Annotated in this window: 14 protein-coding genes; 3 read left to right on the forward strand and 11 right to left on the reverse strand. The window is 47.2% G+C overall.

The genetic code is table 11. The features are described from left to right. Position 1: 1 nt before the first annotated feature. The 7 genes from rsmB to MUB50_RS01090 all read right to left on the reverse strand — a co-directional run bounded on the left by rsmB (position 2) and on the right by MUB50_RS01090 (position 9,403). Positions 2-1,354 carry a 16S rRNA (cytosine(967)-C(5))-methyltransferase RsmB gene (rsmB, locus tag MUB50_RS01060; RefSeq protein ID WP_118623648.1) on the reverse strand — a complete coding sequence of 451 codons (1,353 nt, stop codon included), beginning with the start codon at positions 1,352-1,354 and terminating at the stop codon, positions 2-4. Then, positions 1,350-2,057 carry a zinc metallopeptidase gene (locus MUB50_RS01065; protein ID WP_015526118.1) on the reverse strand — a complete coding sequence of 236 codons (708 nt, stop codon included), beginning with the start codon at positions 2,055-2,057 and terminating at the stop codon, positions 1,350-1,352. The genes rsmB and MUB50_RS01065 overlap by 5 nt, the downstream gene beginning before the upstream one ends. A 6-nt stretch (positions 2,058-2,063) precedes the next feature. Then, positions 2,064-3,008, reverse strand: a complete 945-nt coding sequence (fmt, locus tag MUB50_RS01070) for a methionyl-tRNA formyltransferase (RefSeq protein WP_118623414.1) — start codon at positions 3,006-3,008, stop codon at positions 2,064-2,066. Positions 3,009-3,020: 12 nt separating this feature from the next. Then, complete coding sequence (gene def / locus MUB50_RS01075; protein WP_021651614.1) at positions 3,021-3,494, reverse strand: peptide deformylase; 474 nt, start codon at positions 3,492-3,494, stop codon at positions 3,021-3,023. A 12-nt stretch (positions 3,495-3,506) separates the two neighbouring features. Then, positions 3,507-5,726 (reverse strand): replication restart helicase PriA, encoded by a 2,220-nt coding sequence (priA, locus tag MUB50_RS01080; protein WP_118623412.1) that lies wholly within the window; start codon positions 5,724-5,726, stop codon positions 3,507-3,509. 4 nt (positions 5,727-5,730) lie between these two features. Beyond that, positions 5,731-7,197 carry a UDP-N-acetylmuramoyl-L-alanyl-D-glutamate--2,6-diaminopimelate ligase gene (locus tag MUB50_RS01085; protein WP_118623410.1) on the reverse strand — a complete coding sequence of 489 codons (1,467 nt, stop codon included), beginning with the start codon at positions 7,195-7,197 and terminating at the stop codon, positions 5,731-5,733. Positions 7,198-7,384: 187 nt separating this feature from the next. Beyond that, on the reverse strand, positions 7,385-9,403 hold the full coding sequence (locus MUB50_RS01090) for a DUF7507 domain-containing protein (RefSeq protein ID WP_118623408.1): 2,019 nt from the start codon (positions 9,401-9,403) through the stop codon (positions 7,385-7,387). A 695-nt stretch (positions 9,404-10,098) separates the two neighbouring features. Between MUB50_RS01090 and arcC the strand changes: the two genes are divergently transcribed. Next, positions 10,099-11,031, forward strand: a complete 933-nt coding sequence (gene arcC / locus MUB50_RS01095; protein WP_015526125.1) for a carbamate kinase — start codon at positions 10,099-10,101, stop codon at positions 11,029-11,031. A 159-nt stretch (positions 11,032-11,190) separates the two neighbouring features. Here the strand turns inward: arcC and nrdD are convergent, their stop codons facing one another. Together nrdD and MUB50_RS01105 are read right to left on the reverse strand one after the other, a co-directional pair. After that, entirely contained in the window at positions 11,191-13,326 is a 2,136-nt protein-coding gene (gene nrdD, locus MUB50_RS01100) for an anaerobic ribonucleoside-triphosphate reductase (RefSeq protein ID WP_118623406.1), read from the reverse strand. A 201-nt stretch (positions 13,327-13,527) separates the two neighbouring features. Then, positions 13,528-14,088, reverse strand: a complete 561-nt coding sequence (locus MUB50_RS01105) for a hypothetical protein (RefSeq protein WP_244789930.1) — start codon at positions 14,086-14,088, stop codon at positions 13,528-13,530. Between the two features lie 216 nt (positions 14,089-14,304). On the opposite strand from MUB50_RS01105, the gene asnA reads away from it, so the two are divergent. Together asnA and MUB50_RS01115 are read left to right on the forward strand one after the other, a co-directional pair. Beyond that, on the forward strand, positions 14,305-15,315 hold the full coding sequence (gene asnA / locus MUB50_RS01110; protein ID WP_138277062.1) for an aspartate--ammonia ligase: 1,011 nt from the start codon (positions 14,305-14,307) through the stop codon (positions 15,313-15,315). Between the two features lie 49 nt (positions 15,316-15,364). Continuing rightward, the gene (locus tag MUB50_RS01115; RefSeq protein WP_118512569.1) at positions 15,365-15,799 is read left to right on the forward strand and encodes a CBS domain-containing protein; all 435 of its coding nucleotides are present in this window, start codon (positions 15,365-15,367) and stop codon (positions 15,797-15,799) included. A gap of 91 nt (positions 15,800-15,890) precedes the next feature. On the opposite strand, the gene nagB is transcribed toward MUB50_RS01115, so the two are convergent. Both nagB and MUB50_RS01125 read right to left on the reverse strand, forming a co-directional pair. Next, positions 15,891-16,631: a glucosamine-6-phosphate deaminase gene (nagB, locus tag MUB50_RS01120; RefSeq protein WP_244789928.1), complete on the reverse strand. Its 741-nt coding sequence runs from the start codon at positions 16,629-16,631 to the stop codon at positions 15,891-15,893. Positions 16,632-16,648: 17 nt separating this feature from the next. After that, entirely contained in the window at positions 16,649-17,488 is an 840-nt protein-coding gene (locus tag MUB50_RS01125) for a sugar phosphate isomerase/epimerase family protein (RefSeq protein ID WP_244789926.1), read from the reverse strand. Positions 17,489-17,529 lie beyond the last annotated feature (41 nt).

Here is a 17,529-nt window from a genome sequence, read left to right on the forward strand (position 1 = left end):
GTTATTTCCTTCTGAATCTGGCAATAAAGAATCCATCTGTCTTATGTATTCCCGGCAGAAGCTGCAGATAGCCAAGCTTCGTGGATTTACAGTGCAGTTCCTCCGGAATATACGGATCCAGGCTTTCCAGCCGGTACGGATAGTTCTTTAAAAACCATAATACATTTTCTTCGTTTTCTTCCCGGGCAATGGTACACGTGCTGAAGATCAGCGTTCCATCCGGTTTCACATACTTTGCAGCCTTATCCAGGATCATTCTCTGGAGCATTACGATCTCTTCCTGTTTCTGCGGAGTTGCCCGGTATTTGATTTCCGGTTTCTTGCCGATAACACCATAACCGGAGCACGGTACATCCGCGATCACAATATCCGCAGCCTGTTCGGAATCCGGATCATATACCGTTGCATCTTGAACTCTGGCTTCCACGTTGATCACTCCGGTCCTGTGGATGTTTTCTTCGATAAGATCTGCCTTATACTGACTTACATCTCTGGCATCCACATTTCCGTAATCCCCCATTTTGTCTGCCGCATGGATGCTTTTTCCACCTGGTGCAGCGCACATGTCGATGATATGGTCTCCTTTTTTCGGACTTGCAGCTTCCGCTACGAGCATAGAGCTTACATCCTGCACCAGGATCTTTCCCTGAAGGAAGGTTTCAAGTGTCAGAATATGATTGTAATCGGAAATCTTCAGTGCATAGGGAAGATAAGGAGCCTGTTCTACTGTCACTCCCTGAGACTTCAGACTGGTGACGATTTCTCTCAGAGACGCCTTATGAGTACGGCACCGTACTGTGATCGGTCTTTCTGTCAGAAAATCCTCCAGGATCTTCTCCGTAGTCTTCACTCCGTAGGCTGCTTTCCATTTTTCTACCAGATATTCCGGCATGGAATATTTCACGGAAAGATAACGGACTTCGTTTTCTTCCCTGGAAGGAAGCTCCAGATCACTGATCTCTCTTGCAATCGTACGGAGCACCCCGTTGACAAAGGGCTTTAGATTATAAAAGCCTTTTCGCTGTGCCAGCTTTACCGCTTCATTGCATACTGCACTGTCCGGAACACTGTCCATAAATTTCAGCTGATATACCGCACTTCTCAGGATCTCGCGGATCTGCGGTTTCATCTTGTTTACAGAAACCTTGGAAAAAGAATCGATGACATAATCAATATAAATCCTGTATTCCAGAGTTCCCTCACATACTCTTGTAATAAAGCTACGTTCCTGTTTCGGAAGAAACTGATATTTGGAAAGCGCATTCCGGATCGCAATATGGCTGTGCTCCCCCTCCTCCTCGATCTGTAACAGGATCTCAAGAATCAGTTCTCTGGTATTTACTCCGCTGCTAATCACGATCTCTACCTCCTGCAAGGATAATCAGTCTCAGAAGCTGCAGAATGGATGCCGCCAGAGCTGCCACATAGGTAAGCGCTGCCGCTGTAAGTACTTTTCTTGCACCCTTTTTTTCATCTGCACCTAAGATACCTGTACTTTCCAGCATTTTAAGCGCTCTGGAAGACGCATTGATCTCAACCGGAAGTGTCACCAGCTGAAACAGTACTGCCAGTGAAAACAAAACAATTCCCAGAGTTACCAGCGGATCAATGGAAAAGATCAGCCCTGCGATAAACAGCGGCCACGAAAGCTGGGAACCAATATTTGCGGCAGGTACAATGGCTGAACGGATATTCAGTGGTGCATAATTGATTGCATCCTGGATCGCATGGCCACATTCATGTGCTGCCACCCCCACAGCCGCCAGAGAATTTCTTCCATAAATATCTTCTGAAAGGGAAACCGTTTTCGTTCTCGGATCATAGTGATCCGTAAGACTTCCGCGGATCGGAACCACCTGTACGTCTGTGATCCCTGCTGCTCTCAGGATTCTCTGTGCAGCTTCCGCACCGGTGATGCCAGAATGACTCCGTACCTTTTTATAGACTGCAAAGGTACTGCGCAGCTTTGCGGATGCCGCAAGAGAAAGAAGCATTCCGATCACAAGTAAAAGAATCGTGGGGTCCATTCCCCATCCGTAATAACCATATCCGTACATAACTCATCACTCCCTGGAATCTCTGAACATGTCTCCTGGTTTCAACTGATATCCCCGGAGGAACGCATCCGCTTCCATGCGTTTTTTGCCTTCCAGCTGCACTTCATGGAGCACGAGTACCTTCTGGCCGCATGCCACCTGGATTCCTCCTTTGTCAGCGGCTATCACAGTTCCAGGTGCTTCCTGTGCCTGTTTTTCCAGAACAGAGCTCTTCCAGACCTTCAATGTTTTTCCATTGATAAAGGTAAAAGCGCTTGGCCATGGATCAAGGCCTCTTACCAGACGCTCCAGTTCTTCCGCATTTTTGCTGAAGTCCAGAAGTCCCATTTTTTTGGAGATCATGGCAGCATATGGTGTCGGACTCTCCTCCGGCTGTTTCTCGCGGGTTGCAGTTCCGTCAAAAATGGACGGTAAAGTCTGTACCAGAAGCTCTGCACCTGCCTGTGCGAGCTTATCAAACAGGCTTCCACCTGTCTCATCTTTGGCAAGCGGAACCACGATCCTGGAAATCATATCACCGGTATCCAGACCGGTTCCCATCTGCATAATGGTAACACCGGATTCTTTTTCACCATCGATCACCGCCTGCTGGATCGGTGCAGCTCCACGATATTTAGGAAGCAGAGACGCATGGATATTGATGCATCCGAATCTCGGCATATCCAGGATGCTCTTTGGAATGATCTGTCCGAATGCCGCAACAATGATGATGTCCGGTGCAAGATTTTTCAGTTCTTCCACAAATTCAGGATCTCTTACCTTCACCGGCTGCAGTACCGGGATCCCATGTTTCAGTGCTTCTTCTTTTACAGGAGTAGGCATCATAGTTTTGCCTCTGCCCTTCGGTTTGTCCGGCTGTGTGATCACAGCCTCCACTTCATATCCGTTCTCTGCCAGTGCTGCAAGAGGCGCCACCGCAAAGTCAGGAGTTCCCATATAAATAATCTTCATAGTATCCCGCCTTTAGTCTTCTTCATCATAAGTTACCTTGTGAAGTTCTCCCTCCACAAGTTCTGTATACATTTTTCCATCCAGATGATCGATCTCATGACAGAACGCTCTTGCCAGAAGGCCCTCTCCCTCGTAGATCTGTTCGTTCATATTTACATCAAGTGCTTTTACCTTCACATAGTTCGGACGTGTTACCTGTCCTGCCATTCCAGGAACGCTCAGGCATCCCTCGTCACCGGTCTGCTCGCCGCTTGTCTCAAGGATCTCCGGATTGATCAGCACGATCGGGCCCTCGCCTACATCAATGACAACGATACGTTTCAGGATTCCTACCTGTGGTGCGGCGAGGCCAACACCCATTGCATCATACATGGTATCCAGCATATCTGTGATCAGTTCCCCGATCCTCGGTGTCATTTTGTCTACTGTCCGGGATTTTTTTGTCAGTACAGAATCCCCCTGTACACGGATTGTTCTAAGTGCCATTTTTCTTCTCCTTTAATTCATATCAAATTGAATGTATATTTTCCGGAATCCGGAATTTATCTCTATATATTTCTCCAGCTTCTCTCTGACTGCTGTGAGAAAACAGATATCCCTGTGCTTCAGATGGATCACCTGACGATAAACATCCTTTACCTTACCTACCGATGCAGCTGCAGGTCCGATCATGTGAAGCTCTTCCTTCGGACTTACCCTGCGGATAAAAACTTCTATATAATACATGGCATTTTTCAGAAGTTCTTCATCCTGGCAGGCGCCAAAAACAGTCATCATATGGGCTGCCGGCGGATAGTCCAGAAGCATCCGATACCCCATTTCTTCTTTATAAAATTTCTCATAATCCTGAATAGCCGCAGCCTGGATACTGTAATGCTCCGGCTGATATGTCTGGATCACCGCCTGCCCCGGGCGGTTCCCTCTGCCGGAACGTCCAACTGCCTGAGTCAGAAGCTGGAATGTACGCTCCCCGCAGTGATAGTCATCCATATTCAGCGAAAGATCTGCTGCGATCACTCCTACCAGGGTCACATTTGGAAAATCATGTCCCTTGACGATCATCTGGGTCCCCACCAGAATATCTGCCTCATGCTTTGCAAAAGAAGCCAGGATCTTCTCATAGCTGTCCTTGGTCCTTGTGGTATCAAAATCCATTCGAAGTACCCTGGCTTTCGGGAATTCTTTTTCAATGACCTTCTCGATCTGCTGGGTTCCTGCCTTAAATCCACCAATGTGCGGTGAACCACAGGACGGACAGATTTCCGGTTTCACAGTCTCATAGCCGCAGTAATGACAGATCAGACGATTGCCATTGTGTTCACTTAGAGATACATCACAGTGGGGACATTTCATAACGTGACCGCAGGCTCTGCAGGAAACAAAGCCCGCATATCCTCTCCGGTTCAGAAACAGCATGGCCTGTTCTCTTCTTTCAAGGACCTGCTCCAGATCCCTCTTCAGCTCCAGACTCAGCACCGAGCGGTTCCCTTTCTTTAATTCTTCCCGAAGATCCACGATCGATACCTGTGGAAGCGGTCTTTCCTCATAACGTGCATTTAACTTTACCAGAAGATATTCTCCGTCACAGGCATGACTGTAGGCTTCCAATGACGGAGTGGCTGATCCCATGACCACACGGGCATGTTCCATCCGCGCCCTCTCAATGGCAGTCTCACGTGCATGGTACCTTGGCGTATTCTCACTTTTGTAGGTGGGTTCATGCTCTTCGTCGATAACGATCAGTCCCAGATCTGAAAACGGTGTGAACAATGCGGATCTGGGTCCTACCATCACCTGGATCTCACCACGTTTTGCTCTTTTGAACTGATCATAACGTTCTCCCTGGGAAAGTCTGGAGTTCAGAACCGAAACCTTATCTCCGAACATGGCATAAAAGCGCCTGACTGTCTGATAAGTAAGCGCGATCTCAGGGATCAGCACGATTGCCTGTTTTCCCTCCTCCAGTACCTTCTGGATCAGGCGCATATAAACCTGGGTCTTTCCGCTTCCGGTCACTCCGAAAAGAAGTGCAGGCCTTGGGTCCGGCTCCTGCCATTCCCGAAAAATCTGCTCTGCCGCCAAGAGCTGTTCCTGGTTCAGACTCAGTTCCATGTTCTCCTTCACCAGGCCGAGCCCCTCGGGAATGCGATACATTTCCTGACTTTCAATAGTTATCAGACCTTTTTTTTCAAAAAAATCAAGAACGGAAATGCCTGCCCCAAGCTCTTTGGAGGCATAGGTATAATCCAGGCTCCCGGCCTCCAGGATTGCCCGAAGGAACCGCTCACGTGCTTTAAAGCGGCTGCCTTCCAGCTTGCCAAGAAGTGCCTGCCCCTCTTCCTTTTTCCCTGTAAAAAGGATCAGTCTTTTCTCTTTTGCACGGACCTTGTCTTTTACAGGCAGAACTGTTTTCAGTGCCTGGATCATGGTGGAGCCATAGGTCTCCTTCATCCAGGCCGCAAGTGCGATCAGCCGGGATTCTGTTGTCTCACTGTCTGTGGACACTCCCCGGATCTCCTTGAGCTTTGACGCATCATATTTTGCCGTTCCGGAGATCCCGGTCACATAGCCTTTCCGAAGGGTATTTCCCTTTCCGAAGGGCACTGTGACCACAACTCCGGGTTTTATTGCCTGCACCAGCTCCTCAGGTACACGATACTGAAAATCCCGGTCCAGCTTTTCATGAGAAATATCAATGATCACATCTGCATAGATCATCCATTTACGCTTTCTGATCTTCTTCCAGGATCTCCCGGATCAGCACGCGCTCATCCATGGGATATTTCTTTCCCTTGATCTCCTGGTAATCCTCATGGCCCTTTCCGGCAAGGACGATGATATCTCCCGGCTCACCATGATGGATCGCATAGGCGATCGCCTCTTTACGATCCGGGATCTCTACATATTTTCCGTCTGTTTTTGCCATTCCGATCTTGATATCATCGATGATGGCCTGTGGATCCTCATCTCGCGGATTATCCGAAGTGATGATTGTCAGATCTGCCATCTTTCCTGAAACCTCACCCATCTCATAACGACGCAGCTTGGAACGGTTTCCGCCACAGCCAAACAGGCATACCAGTCTGTGCGGATCATATTCCTTCAGTGTTCCGAGAAGGCTCTCCAGCGCCATGGCATTATGTGCGTAATCGATCATCAATGTGAATTCGTCAGATACCTTGATCATCTCAATACGGCCTTTGACCCTGGCCACCTTCAGAGCTTTGATGATATTCTCCTCGGATACCTTAAAATGACGGCAGATGGCAATGGCAGTCAGAGAATTGTAAATGCTGAACTTACCTGGAATATCGATCTCCACAGGAAAATCCATAAGTCCCTTAACATGATAGGAAATTCCCAAATAGCCCTTTCTTCCAACGAGTCTGGCGTCCTCTGCACGGAGATCTGCTTTTTCGGAAAATCCATAGGTTTCAAGTTTACAGGTGTGGCCTTCGATAATGCGGTCAAAGTGTTCATCGTCACGATTTACGATACCAACCTTACACTGTCTGAGAAGCATGGATTTGCAGTGCAGATAATCATCAAAGTCCTTGTGCTCATTCGGTCCGATATGATCTGGTTCAATATTTGTGAAAATTCCAAAATCAAACACAAATCCCTGGGTTCTGTGAAGCATCAGTCCCTGTGAGGAAACCTCCATAACGACCGCATCGCAGCCTGCTTCTACCATATCATGAAAATATTTCTGTACCATATAGGATTCCGGTGTCGTGTTGGCTGCCGGGATATGCTTCTCCCCGATAACAGCCTCGATGGTTCCGATCAGACCAACCTTATATCCGGCATTCTCAAGGATCGATTTCACCATATAGGTTGTAGTTGTTTTTCCTTTGGTTCCGGTGATACCGATGGTTTTGAGCTTTTCTGCCGGATGTCCGAACCATGCTGCTGAAATAAAGGCCATGGCGTAACGGGTATCCTCTACCTGGATCACTGTCACATCCTCCGGTGCCTCCACCGCTTCTTCCACGATTAGTGTCTTCGCACCCTTTGCCACAACATCAGGTATAAATTTATGTCCATCCACGACCGCACCTCTGATGCAGATAAAAAGGCTCCCTTCCTCTACTTTGCGGGAATCATATACAACAGAAGAAACCTCCTGCTCTGTATTTCCCTGAAGGCATTTGTATTCAAGATGTTCCAATAAGGATAAAAGATTCATTTTTCTCCTCCATTTTCCCTTTTTCCGTTCTGACGGGCAGCACACCGGAGGCGGGAAATATACTATTTTTGTTTTCTGTACATATCATATAGAATAGCACACCTCCCCCCTGTTTTCAACGTTTCTTTGAGGCACGGCCGCCTTGTAAAATGTCAGCTTGTTACCGTTCACTCCGTTCTCAGTAACATCAGCTTTTCTCATAAATATCCGCATATTTTTTCCGGAGCCAGATACCGCCCATCACAGTCACCAAAGCTGTCACTGCCAGAAGAGTCCACAGATCCGTCCTTGTATCATCTTCTGTCTTCGGATGTGTAGACGCTGCTCTTGCCATCTGTGTCTGACCGGAAGCCGGATCCTGATCATCACTTTGCAGAAAAAGCCTTTCTTCCGGCGTAACGGTTACCTTTCCTTTTACTATGACAGAAGCGGAGGCCTCCATCGATCGCTCTCCAGTTTCCTGGCTTGTGACCGTCACCTGGTTAAAAAGCTTCTGATCCGCTGTTCTTTCCGGGATCTTCACCACGGCCTGAAGAGAAACTGCCTCTCCCGGCGGGATCTGTTGGATCATTGCCTTTGTACGGCTGCTGTTGAGCGTTACACCTTCCTGCTCCAGAAACTGTGCATGGATCCCAGCCGCCTGAAAGCGCTCCGTTCCCACAACCGAATGAAGCGTTTTTTCACCAGTATTCACGATACAGATCTGATAGGTCACAGTCTCACCCGGTGCAGCGGTTTCTTTGTCTGCAGTTTTCTTTACAGAAAGATCCGCCTTCAGTGCCTCCAGACTATTTATAGTGGTGGCGTTCTTCCGGATCACCTCCGCTGCTCTGCCCTTTACCCTGGCCTCTGCTTCCACCTGGTGCTCCAGATCTTTTTCCTGTTCATCCAGAAGCGGCGCCTGTACATAAAAGCTCCTGCTCTCTCCGGCTTTTAATTCCGCAAATTCCGCCACTGCCCCTTCTGTCAGAAGTCCTTCTGCATCTTCCCACATCTGCCGGATCTTAGGACAGGAAAGGCTGCTGGTCAGACGGATATCTGCAAGATCCAGTTTTCCGGTATTAGCGATCTCCACCTGATAACGGATGGTCTGCCCTGCTTTCATTTTTTCATTCTGTGCAGTTACCGACAATTCCATATCAGCCTCTGCAGCCTCCACGTCCAGCATAGGCGAGATCCCCTCTGCGATCACCAGCTCTTCCCCGTTTTCTTCTGTCAGGAGAAAGGTTCCCGCACTGGTACAGTCCTTCTGAAGCGGTTCCTCCTGAGTCACAGGATAACTGCTTTTCTCTGCCGGAAAACGGTATTCCTGACGCAGGATCAGCGGGATCCGGAAAAAGATCTCATCCTGCCCGTCCTGTTCCACGTTCAGCATGATTTTCAGCTTTGTGATCTCTGTAGCTTCACCACTCTGGCTTCTTACAGAAATCTGCTGTGCAGCCATATTTTTCGGGACAGAATCCGTTTCCGGAACAAAATACTCCGAAATATACGTGACCAGCGTCAGTTTTTGAATCTCCTCAGACTCATATTCCTCTTCGTCACCTACATTTTCTTCTCCGGACGCCGTTCCTTTCGGTGTGAGCGGACCCGTTTTCTCCTGCTCTTCATCCTCCGGCTGTACTGTTTCCCCGGATGCCAGCTGCTCCACGTGCTCATATCCTTCCTCCATTTCTATTCCGATTCCTTCCACAACCTTATTCACCGGCAGCTCCTGTTCTGTCTCTTCTTTCTGCCAGCCATCCTCCGTCAGCTCCTGTTCTGTTTCTTCTTCCTTCTGCCAGTCATCCTCTGGCAGCTCCTGTTCTGTTTCTTCCTTCTGCCAGTCATCCTCCGGCAGCTCCTGTTCTGTTTCTTCTTTCTGCCAGTCATCCTCCGGCAGCTCCTGTTCTGTTTCTTCTTCCTGCTCCACCGATGGATCTTCAGTCTCCTGAAGTTCATCGTCCCACTTCTCATTTTTCTCCTTATCCTCCGAAAACCTTCTCCCGGACAGCCATTCATTCAAGCCGCGGATTCGGATTCCAAGCTCCGCCTGTCCGGATTCTCTATCTTTCCAGAACACACTCTGATCGATAAACGGTACCTGTCCCGACAAAAAATCTGCTCCCAGGATCAGCTTCGGTTCTATTGTTCCTCCCAACATGACTCCTGTCAGCACTGTCACAATTCCGACTTTCTTCATCTGTTTCCATATTCTGTTTTTCATGGCTCTTCCTCATTTCTGCCTGATCTGGCATTTCTTATACACATGTTTTTTTTACAGAAACTTACTTTTCCACAGACAAAGGCATCCCTCCCCGGCAAATGGTGCATGATCAGTGTTTTTTCGATAAAATAAAATGGATTTCTGCATCGAAACGATGCGTGAACAGATCCCGCAGAATGCAGGATCAAGACTTTTTCAATGTATCACATTCCCAGACCATGTGCAACCGGATATAAAAATTATAAAGTTTGTTTAAACTTTCTTTATAAATTTTCCATTTCTTTTAGATTAACGACATATTTTAAACATATTTTCTCTATATAATAGGTGTTGGATAGATGAAAAACCACTCTCTATCTCCCCCCTCAAAAAATAGTAAGAAGCAAACCGTCTGACCGAATCAGGCGGTTTGTTGCTGTTCACACTGTTCTCAGTAACACACTTCGAGATGCACAGAATTTATGCTGATCGCGTAAATTCGTGCGGTATGCCTCGGGTTTTCTGTGACCTTCGCTCACAAAAAACACCTCGCGGAATATTACCAGTGAACAACAATGACAGTTTTTCCGGTCTTGGAAAACACTCGATTTTCTATTGCATTTCCCACATAGGTCTTTTATAATAAAATATAATACTCGTTACTGGATACAGTAACTGATTTCATTCCAATTTTAAAGAGAAACGAGGTATTTCCTATGAGCGAAAAAACCGTAGTAGTTGCATTAGGCCACCGGGCACTTGGCACCACACTTCCAGAGCAAAAAACAGCTACAAAACTCGCAGCGAAGGTAATCGCAGATCTGGTAGAGGAGGGAACCCGCGTGGTGATCTCCCACAGCAACGGTCCGCAGGTAGGGATGATCCACACCGCAATGAATGAATTCGGTAAGGCACATCCTGATTATACATTTGCACCAATGTCCGTATGTTCCGCCATGAGTCAGGGTTATATCGGCTATGACCTTCAGAACGCCATTCGTGCCGAGCTTATCTCCAGAGGAATCTACAAACCGGTCAGCACAGTTCTGACACAGGTTGTCATCGATCCATACGATGAAGCATTCGCAGAGCCGGAGAAGATCATTGGACGTGTTCTCAACGCAGAAGAGGCCGAGGCTGAAGAAGAAAAAGGAAACTTTGTTACAAAGGTGGGCGAGGGCCAGTACCGACGTATCCTTGCAGCACCGAAGCCACAGAAGATTGTAGAGATCGAAACCGTGAAGGTCCTCTCTGCTGCAGAGCAGATCGTCATTGCTGCAGGCGGCGGCGGAATCCCGGTTCTTGAGCAGGGAACTCAGCTGAATGGTGCCAGTGCCATCATCGAGAAAGACCTGGCAGCAGGACTTCTTGCAGAAGAACTGAACGCTGACACTCTGATGATCCTTACAAGCGTCGAGAAAGTAAGCCTTGACCATAATACGGATCATGAATCTTATCTGGATACTATTTCCACAGAAGATGCCAAGAAATATATTGCCGGCAAACAGTTTGCGGCAGGCTCCATGCTTCCTAAAATCGAAGCAGGTGTTTCCTTTGTGGAGAAGGGAACCGGACGCCGTACCATCATCACAGACATGGCCCATGCAAAAGACGGCTACCGTGAGAAGACCGGAACTATCATTAAATAATCATTTTACGGACTCAGAATACAAAGTGAAATGTGAACCTTCACTTTACATGAAAATATCCCGCAGACGGCTGCTGGTCTTACCGGCAGCTCTGCGGGATATTTTTTATACCGTCTGGCTGTCCGATCACTGTTCCACAGTTGATCGGACAGTCAGCATTTACATAGATTTTCGCTCAGCGATCTCAGCCATCTTCGCCTCATTCAGGCGGGTATCTCCATGGACACGGCTGTAGGAAAGATATCCGTTCATACGGTCGATCTTGGTCAGGTTTCTGGAACCGCAGACAGGGCATATATCCATCTCCAGCTCCTCATGTCCACAATCGTCACAGTATGCAAGAGAAAGGTTCACTCCCTCATAATATCCCAAATCCATGGCTCTGCGGATCAGCGTACGGATAGCTTCTTTGTTGTATCCGATCGGATAACGTACATACTGTATCTTACCGCCATTGCAGAGCTCCCAGAAACGTCCCTCCAGATCCTGTTTCTCGATTGGAGTCACATCCTCTGTTACATGGCAATGAAAGCTGTTGCTCACATACGGTCTGTCAGAAACGCCCTCGATGATTCCATACATCTTACGGAACTGCTCTACCTGAAGGCCACAGAGACTCTCTGCCGGTGTTCCGTAGATCGCATAAAGATAACCGTCTTCCTTCTTGTACTGATTTACCTTGTCATTGATATATTTCAGGACTTCCAGAGCAAACGCCCCATCCTCGGCAATAGATTTGCCATTATAAAGCTCCTGAAGCTCATTTAATGCTGTGATACCGAAGGAAGCTGTCATAGGCTTCAGAATCTTACCGATCTTTTCATTCGGTTTCAGATGTCCGCCGTAGAAACCGCCTTCACAGTATGCAAGCGGGTTGGTGGATGCACGCATCTGTCCCAGATATTCGTAAGTGCGGATATGCAGGTTACGGATCATTTCCAGATAGAAATCCAGAACCTCATAGAAATCTCTGCTCTCTGCTCTGGCCTTGGCAAGGATCATCGGAAGATGAAGACTTACCGCACCAATGTTAAAACGTCCCACAAAAACAGGCGTATCATTCTCATCCGCCGGCTCCATACCGCCACGCTCATACCACGGACTTAAGAAAGCACGGCATCCCATCGGGCTGATGACCTTCTTGTATTTCCTGTACATACTGGAAATGTATCCCGCACCGGACATAGACAGCCAGTCCGGATACATAGTCTTGGAGGAACACTCCACACCAGCCTCAAAAATATCCTCACAACACTTTCCGGGACCATGGATCTCCTTGTCATAAAGGAATACGATTTTCGGGAAAAGTACCGGTTTCTTATGTCCGGCCTTCCCCTGTCCTCCCTGATGGACCTCAAGAAGGGAAATCGTGCACATCTTCTCAAACTGCTCGGTTCCGAGACCAAGTGTCACCGTAACAAACGGATAATCCCCTCTGGAAGAACCGACGGTATTCAGCTTGTACTCAATTCCCTGCCATCCCTGATCATAATCCCTGCGGACCTTATCAAGAGCATATTCAATAGCTCGCTCCTCGCGGCCACTCCAGCTCTCATCCGAGTATTTCATAAATTCGGAAATATATTTATCATAGCTTTTCTTTGCATACGGTGCCAGGATCTTATCAACCTCCGGCACTGTAAAGCCACCATACTGCTGTGCTGCTGTACTGAGAATGATATCCCCCATAACATCAAAGGCTGTATCCAGAGTCTTCGGCTCGTTATACCAGACATTGCCCATCTCAAAACCGCCACTTAAAACAGCTGCCACATCGAACAGACAGCAATTCATGGTATCCAGACGTGCAGACTGGTCATGAATATAAATGTAGCCGTCCTTACATGCCTGAAGCTCATTACGGTTCATAAAAAACTTCCGATAGAGTTCCTTGTTCAGCTCATTAAAGATCAGGCTTCGTTTCGTGGCAACAAGGGCACTGTCTGTATTGGCATTACTTTTATCACCTATATAACGGATTGCCTGACTCTTGGTATATACATCATCCATCATATGGATAAAATCCAGCTTGTAATTCCGATAATCACGGTAGCTCTTGGCAACTGCCGGATTCACACGCTCCAGAGCCCCCTCCACGATGTTGTGCATCTCCTGGATCTCGATCTCATTCTTTCCAAGGGAATCCGCATGCTCCTGGGCAAAACGGCAGATAAAATCCTTCTCCTCGTCTGAAAAAGTATAAAGAATACGCTCTGCGGATTTGTTCACGGCAGCCACGATCTTCTGCGGATTAAACTCCTCTCTTGTCCCATCTTTTTTGATCACATATAACATTGCTCATCCCTCCCTGTGCTATATATAAGCCGCTATGCTAAAATACTATATATAGTACCTATATTCTCTATATATTGTTTTTCATCTATATGTTGTGCTAGGCATGAGTATAACACAGCTGAGAAGAAAAGAAAAGGGATATTTCTGTATACACGAAAATACAGACACTTAGCACTGCATGATCTCACTGCTGAAATATTCTCACAAATTCGTTCCGATCCAGTCTGCAAGGAAATCCCATAATTTAGGAAACAGCATGGCCAGTGTCACTATGATCCATATGATCCAGCCTGCCCCGCTGTTTTTCTGATCTTTTTTCTGCTGTTTTTTCCCCTGATCTAAAACTCCCGTATGATTCCTGCCCACCATTGTTTTGTTCCTGGTATTATCTGCTGCAGCAGTCCTACGTCCGGCTGGCGCACCTGTATTCCGGCTTCCGGCTGGGTTCCGATTCAAATCTGTATTGCGGCTTGCATTCGTATTCCGGTTCACATTTGTATTCCGGTTCACGTTCGTATTCCGGTTCACGTTCGTATTCTTCGTATTCCGGTTTACGTTTCCGTTATGTTGTGTTGTTTGATCAGCATCCTGTCCATACCGCCGCATCATATCCCTCACTTTGGCGGAAGCATGTTTATAATGTACCTCCCGGGGCTCATTCAGATGATATAACGCCTCATCATTTCTGTAAGGCATCCCACATAATGAACACCTGCCATTTACAACCTTACCCCCACAAACCTGACACCTTTCACCTGCCATAAACTCCCTCCATTCTATCCGTTAAAACGGATATTTATATTTCCATCGTAAACATAAGCATTCTTTTTTCAGTATATCACACCAGGCATTTAATACCCAGTATTTTTCTACGATACCCCAAAAGACTTCCCCTCTCATTATATTGCCACTCCACCCATTTTCTGCTATAATACCCCACAGAGCAATAAGCCTAAAAATCATCAGGAGGAGCCGATAATGAATACAATCACGATTCCCGCAACCTATCATGCAGACCTGAACCTCCATGACACACAGATTGCGATCAAAACAGTAAAAGATTTCTTCCAGCAGACACTCTCACAGAAGCTGAACCTTCTCCGAGTATCCGCCCCGACATTTGTAGCCCCGGAATCCGGCCTTAATGACAACCTTAATGGTGTAGAACGCCCGGTAAGTTTTGATATCAAATCTATCGAAGGAAGCAACGCCGAGATCGTACACTCCCTTGCCAAATGGAAACGCTACGCACTGAAAAAATACGGATTTTCTCACGGAGAAGGTCTTTACACAGATATGATAGCAATCCGCCGGGATGAAGATCTGGACAATATCCACTCCGTTTACGTAGACCAGTGGGACTGGGAAAAGATCATCTCCAAAGAAGAGCGTTCCATTGAAACTCTCAAGGAAACCGTACGCACCATTTACAGTGTCCTTCGTAAAACCGAGAAATACATGGCTGTACAATATGACTACATCGAGGAGATCCTTCCAAAGGATATCTTCTTTATCACAACTCAGGAGCTTCTTGACATGTATCCGGACTGCACACCGAAGGAACGTGAATATCGGATCACCCGTGAAAAAGGCGCTGTCTTCCTTATGAAAGTCGGCAAAACCCTCACCAACGGCGAACGCCACGACGGACGTGCCCCGGACTATGATGACTGGGAACTGAACGGTGATATCCTCGTGTACTATCCGGTACTTGACATTGCCCTTGAGCTTTCATCAATGGGAATCCGTGTTGACGAGGACGCACTTGACCGCCAGCTCACCGAAGCAGGCTGTGATGACCGAAGAGAACTTCCATTCCAGAAAGCTATCCTGAACAAAGAGCTTCCGTACACCATCGGCGGTGGTATCGGACAGTCCAGGATCTGTATGTTCTTCCTTCGTAAAGCACACATCGGAGAAGTACATGTCTCTCTCTGGCCGAAGGAGATCACAGATGTTGCAGAGACACACGGACTTCAGCTTCTCTAAAAACAGCTTACAGATTTATTTATAATTTTTGCGGAAATGAGGTAATAACGTGAACATTCTGTTTTTTCTGATTCCCAAAAGCGAAGTAGCCTACATCTTTGAGGATGAAACTCTTCGCCAGACCCTCGAAAAAATGGAGCACCGCAAGTACTCCTGCATTCCTATCCTCACCATGGACGGTAAATATCTCGGCACTATCTCAGAGGGAGATCTCCTCTGGGGCATGCGCCGCGCAGATATTCACGACATCAAGGAAACAGAGGGAATCCCGATCATGGCGATCCCACGCCGTGCCACCTACAAACCAGTCCATGCAGATTCTAATATGGAAGACCTCCTGGATCGCGCCATTAATCAGAACTTCGTGCCGGTGGTAGATGACCAGGGCTCCTTCATCGGGATCATAACCAGAAAATCTATCATCAAATACTGTTACAATGAAATAAAAACCGCACAGAAAACTGCCGGTGAAGAAATCCACTGAGCAGCAAAAAGAAAAAGGATGGCCCTCCGTTCCTGCACAGGCAGGAATCGGAAGCCATCCTTTTTTGATCCGGCAGTTGTATTCCGGATTTTTATTTAATTTTTTCGCGAATCATACTCAGTGCATCTTCATCTGCCACAACCGTAAGATCCGGGTGAAGCTGCAGGATAGATGCCGGAACCCTCGGTGTGATCGGTCCGTACAGGGAATTATACAGGGCCTCTGCCTTGGATATTCCCGTTGCCACAAGAAGGATCTTTCTTGCAGCCATGATATTCCTGATTCCCATAGTGTAGGCCTGTTTCGGGACCTCAGCCATGCTTTCAAAAAACCTTGAATTGGCTCTAATGGTACTTTCTGTCAGATCCACACAATGCGTTTCTTTTTCAAAGGCATCTCCCGGCTCATTGAAGCCGATGTGTCCGTTCCCGCCGATACCGAGCAGTTGCATGTCCACGCCTCCGGTTTGCCGGATGATTTCGTTATACTGTGCACATGCCTTATCGCTGTCCTCTTCCAGTCCGTCAGGCACAAAGGTCCGTGCTTTGTCAATATTTACATGGTCAAAGAGATTATGATCCATAAAATAGCGATAGCTCTGGTCATTATCGCCGGAAAGCCCCTTGTACTCATCCAAATTCACGCTTGTCACCCTGGAAAAATCCAGATCCCCCTTTTTGTACCATTCTACCAGCTGTGTATACATGCCCACCGGTGTGGAGCCCGTGGCAAGCCCGAGAACCGCATCCGGTTTCATGATAATTTGTGCAGACATGATATTAGCTGCTTTTCTGCTTACATCCTGATAATCTTTCCCTGTATAAATAATCATAATTTTTTCCCCAGCTCTTATTCTGCGATTAATTTATCCAGAAGATCCTTGGCCATACGGATATCTTTTTTCTGTTCCTCACCGGAAATCTCACGTTCAATGGTAATATCTCCCTGATAACCAATCTCTTTCAACTTCGCAATAAATGCGGGATAATTTACTTTTCCCTGACCAAGAGGAACTTCGTCACCCAGATGATGTCCGTCCGTGGGATATTTTCCGTCTTTTCCGTGAATTCCCATAACATACTCACCGAAAACCTCCAGAGCATCTACCGGATTTGCCTTTCCGTACATGATCAGGTTTGCAGGATCAAGGTTAATTCCCACATTTCCTTTTCCGACCGCTTTCTCAATATCCTGGATCGCACGCTTTAATGTTACCGGAGTTTCCTGTCCTGTTTCGAACAGGAAATTCTGACCGTTTTCCTTGCATTTTTCCACAATAGCCTTACATGCAACCAATACTTCCTCGTATTTCGGATCGTATGGATTTTCCGGCATATAGCCAACGTGTGTTGCCAGGTCTGTCACATGGATCTTTTTCGCAAAGTCAGAACCTTCCATAAGCATCTTCAGTCTCTCAACTCTGTAATCAGACGGAATCAGGCCAAGCGTCAGCTGTCCTTCATAAAAATCCCAGACTCTGCGACCTTCCCATCCGCACCAGAATGCGGTTACATGGATCCCGTATTTCTCCAGTCCTTTATTGATAACCTCTGCCATGGCATCATCGTGAAGTGTTGGACGATCCCAGCATACCAGCTGGCAGCTGTCCACACCCATTTCCTTCAACTCAGCAAATTTTGCATCAATATCTGTATTGCTTGTAAATTCGATCAAAACTCCAACTTTCATAGGTTCTGTTCTCCTTCCAGTATTATCTCATATTATACTAC

The sequence above is a fragment of the Blautia sp. NSJ-140 genome, from assembly GCF_022868965.1.
Classification (GTDB): Bacteria; Bacillota; Clostridia; order Lachnospirales; family Lachnospiraceae; genus Blautia_A.

Coding starts and splice junctions, on each gene's coding strand:
- MUB50_RS01065 (WP_015526118.1), bottom strand. CDS start 2,057: ATGTACGGATATGGTTATTACGGATGGGGAATGGACCCCACGATTCTT.
- fmt (WP_118623414.1), bottom strand. CDS start 3,008: ATGAAGATTATTTATATGGGAACTCCTGACTTTGCGGTGGCGCCTCTT.
- def (WP_021651614.1), bottom strand. CDS start 3,494: ATGGCACTTAGAACAATCCGTGTACAGGGGGATTCTGTACTGACAAAA.
- priA (WP_118623412.1), bottom strand. CDS start 5,726: ATGATCTATGCAGATGTGATCATTGATATTTCTCATGAAAAGCTGGAC.
- MUB50_RS01085 (WP_118623410.1), bottom strand. CDS start 7,197: ATGAATCTTTTATCCTTATTGGAACATCTTGAATACAAATGCCTTCAG.
- MUB50_RS01090 (WP_118623408.1), bottom strand. CDS start 9,403: ATGAAAAACAGAATATGGAAACAGATGAAGAAAGTCGGAATTGTGACA.
- arcC (WP_015526125.1), top strand. CDS start 10,099: ATGAGCGAAAAAACCGTAGTAGTTGCATTAGGCCACCGGGCACTTGGC.
- nrdD (WP_118623406.1), bottom strand. CDS start 13,326: ATGTTATATGTGATCAAAAAAGATGGGACAAGAGAGGAGTTTAATCCG.
- MUB50_RS01105 (WP_244789930.1), bottom strand. CDS start 14,088: ATGGCAGGTGAAAGGTGTCAGGTTTGTGGGGGTAAGGTTGTAAATGGC.
- asnA (WP_138277062.1), top strand. CDS start 14,305: ATGAATACAATCACGATTCCCGCAACCTATCATGCAGACCTGAACCTC.
- nagB (WP_244789928.1), bottom strand. CDS start 16,631: ATGATTATTTATACAGGGAAAGATTATCAGGATGTAAGCAGAAAAGCA.
- MUB50_RS01125 (WP_244789926.1), bottom strand. CDS start 17,488: ATGAAAGTTGGAGTTTTGATCGAATTTACAAGCAATACAGATATTGAT.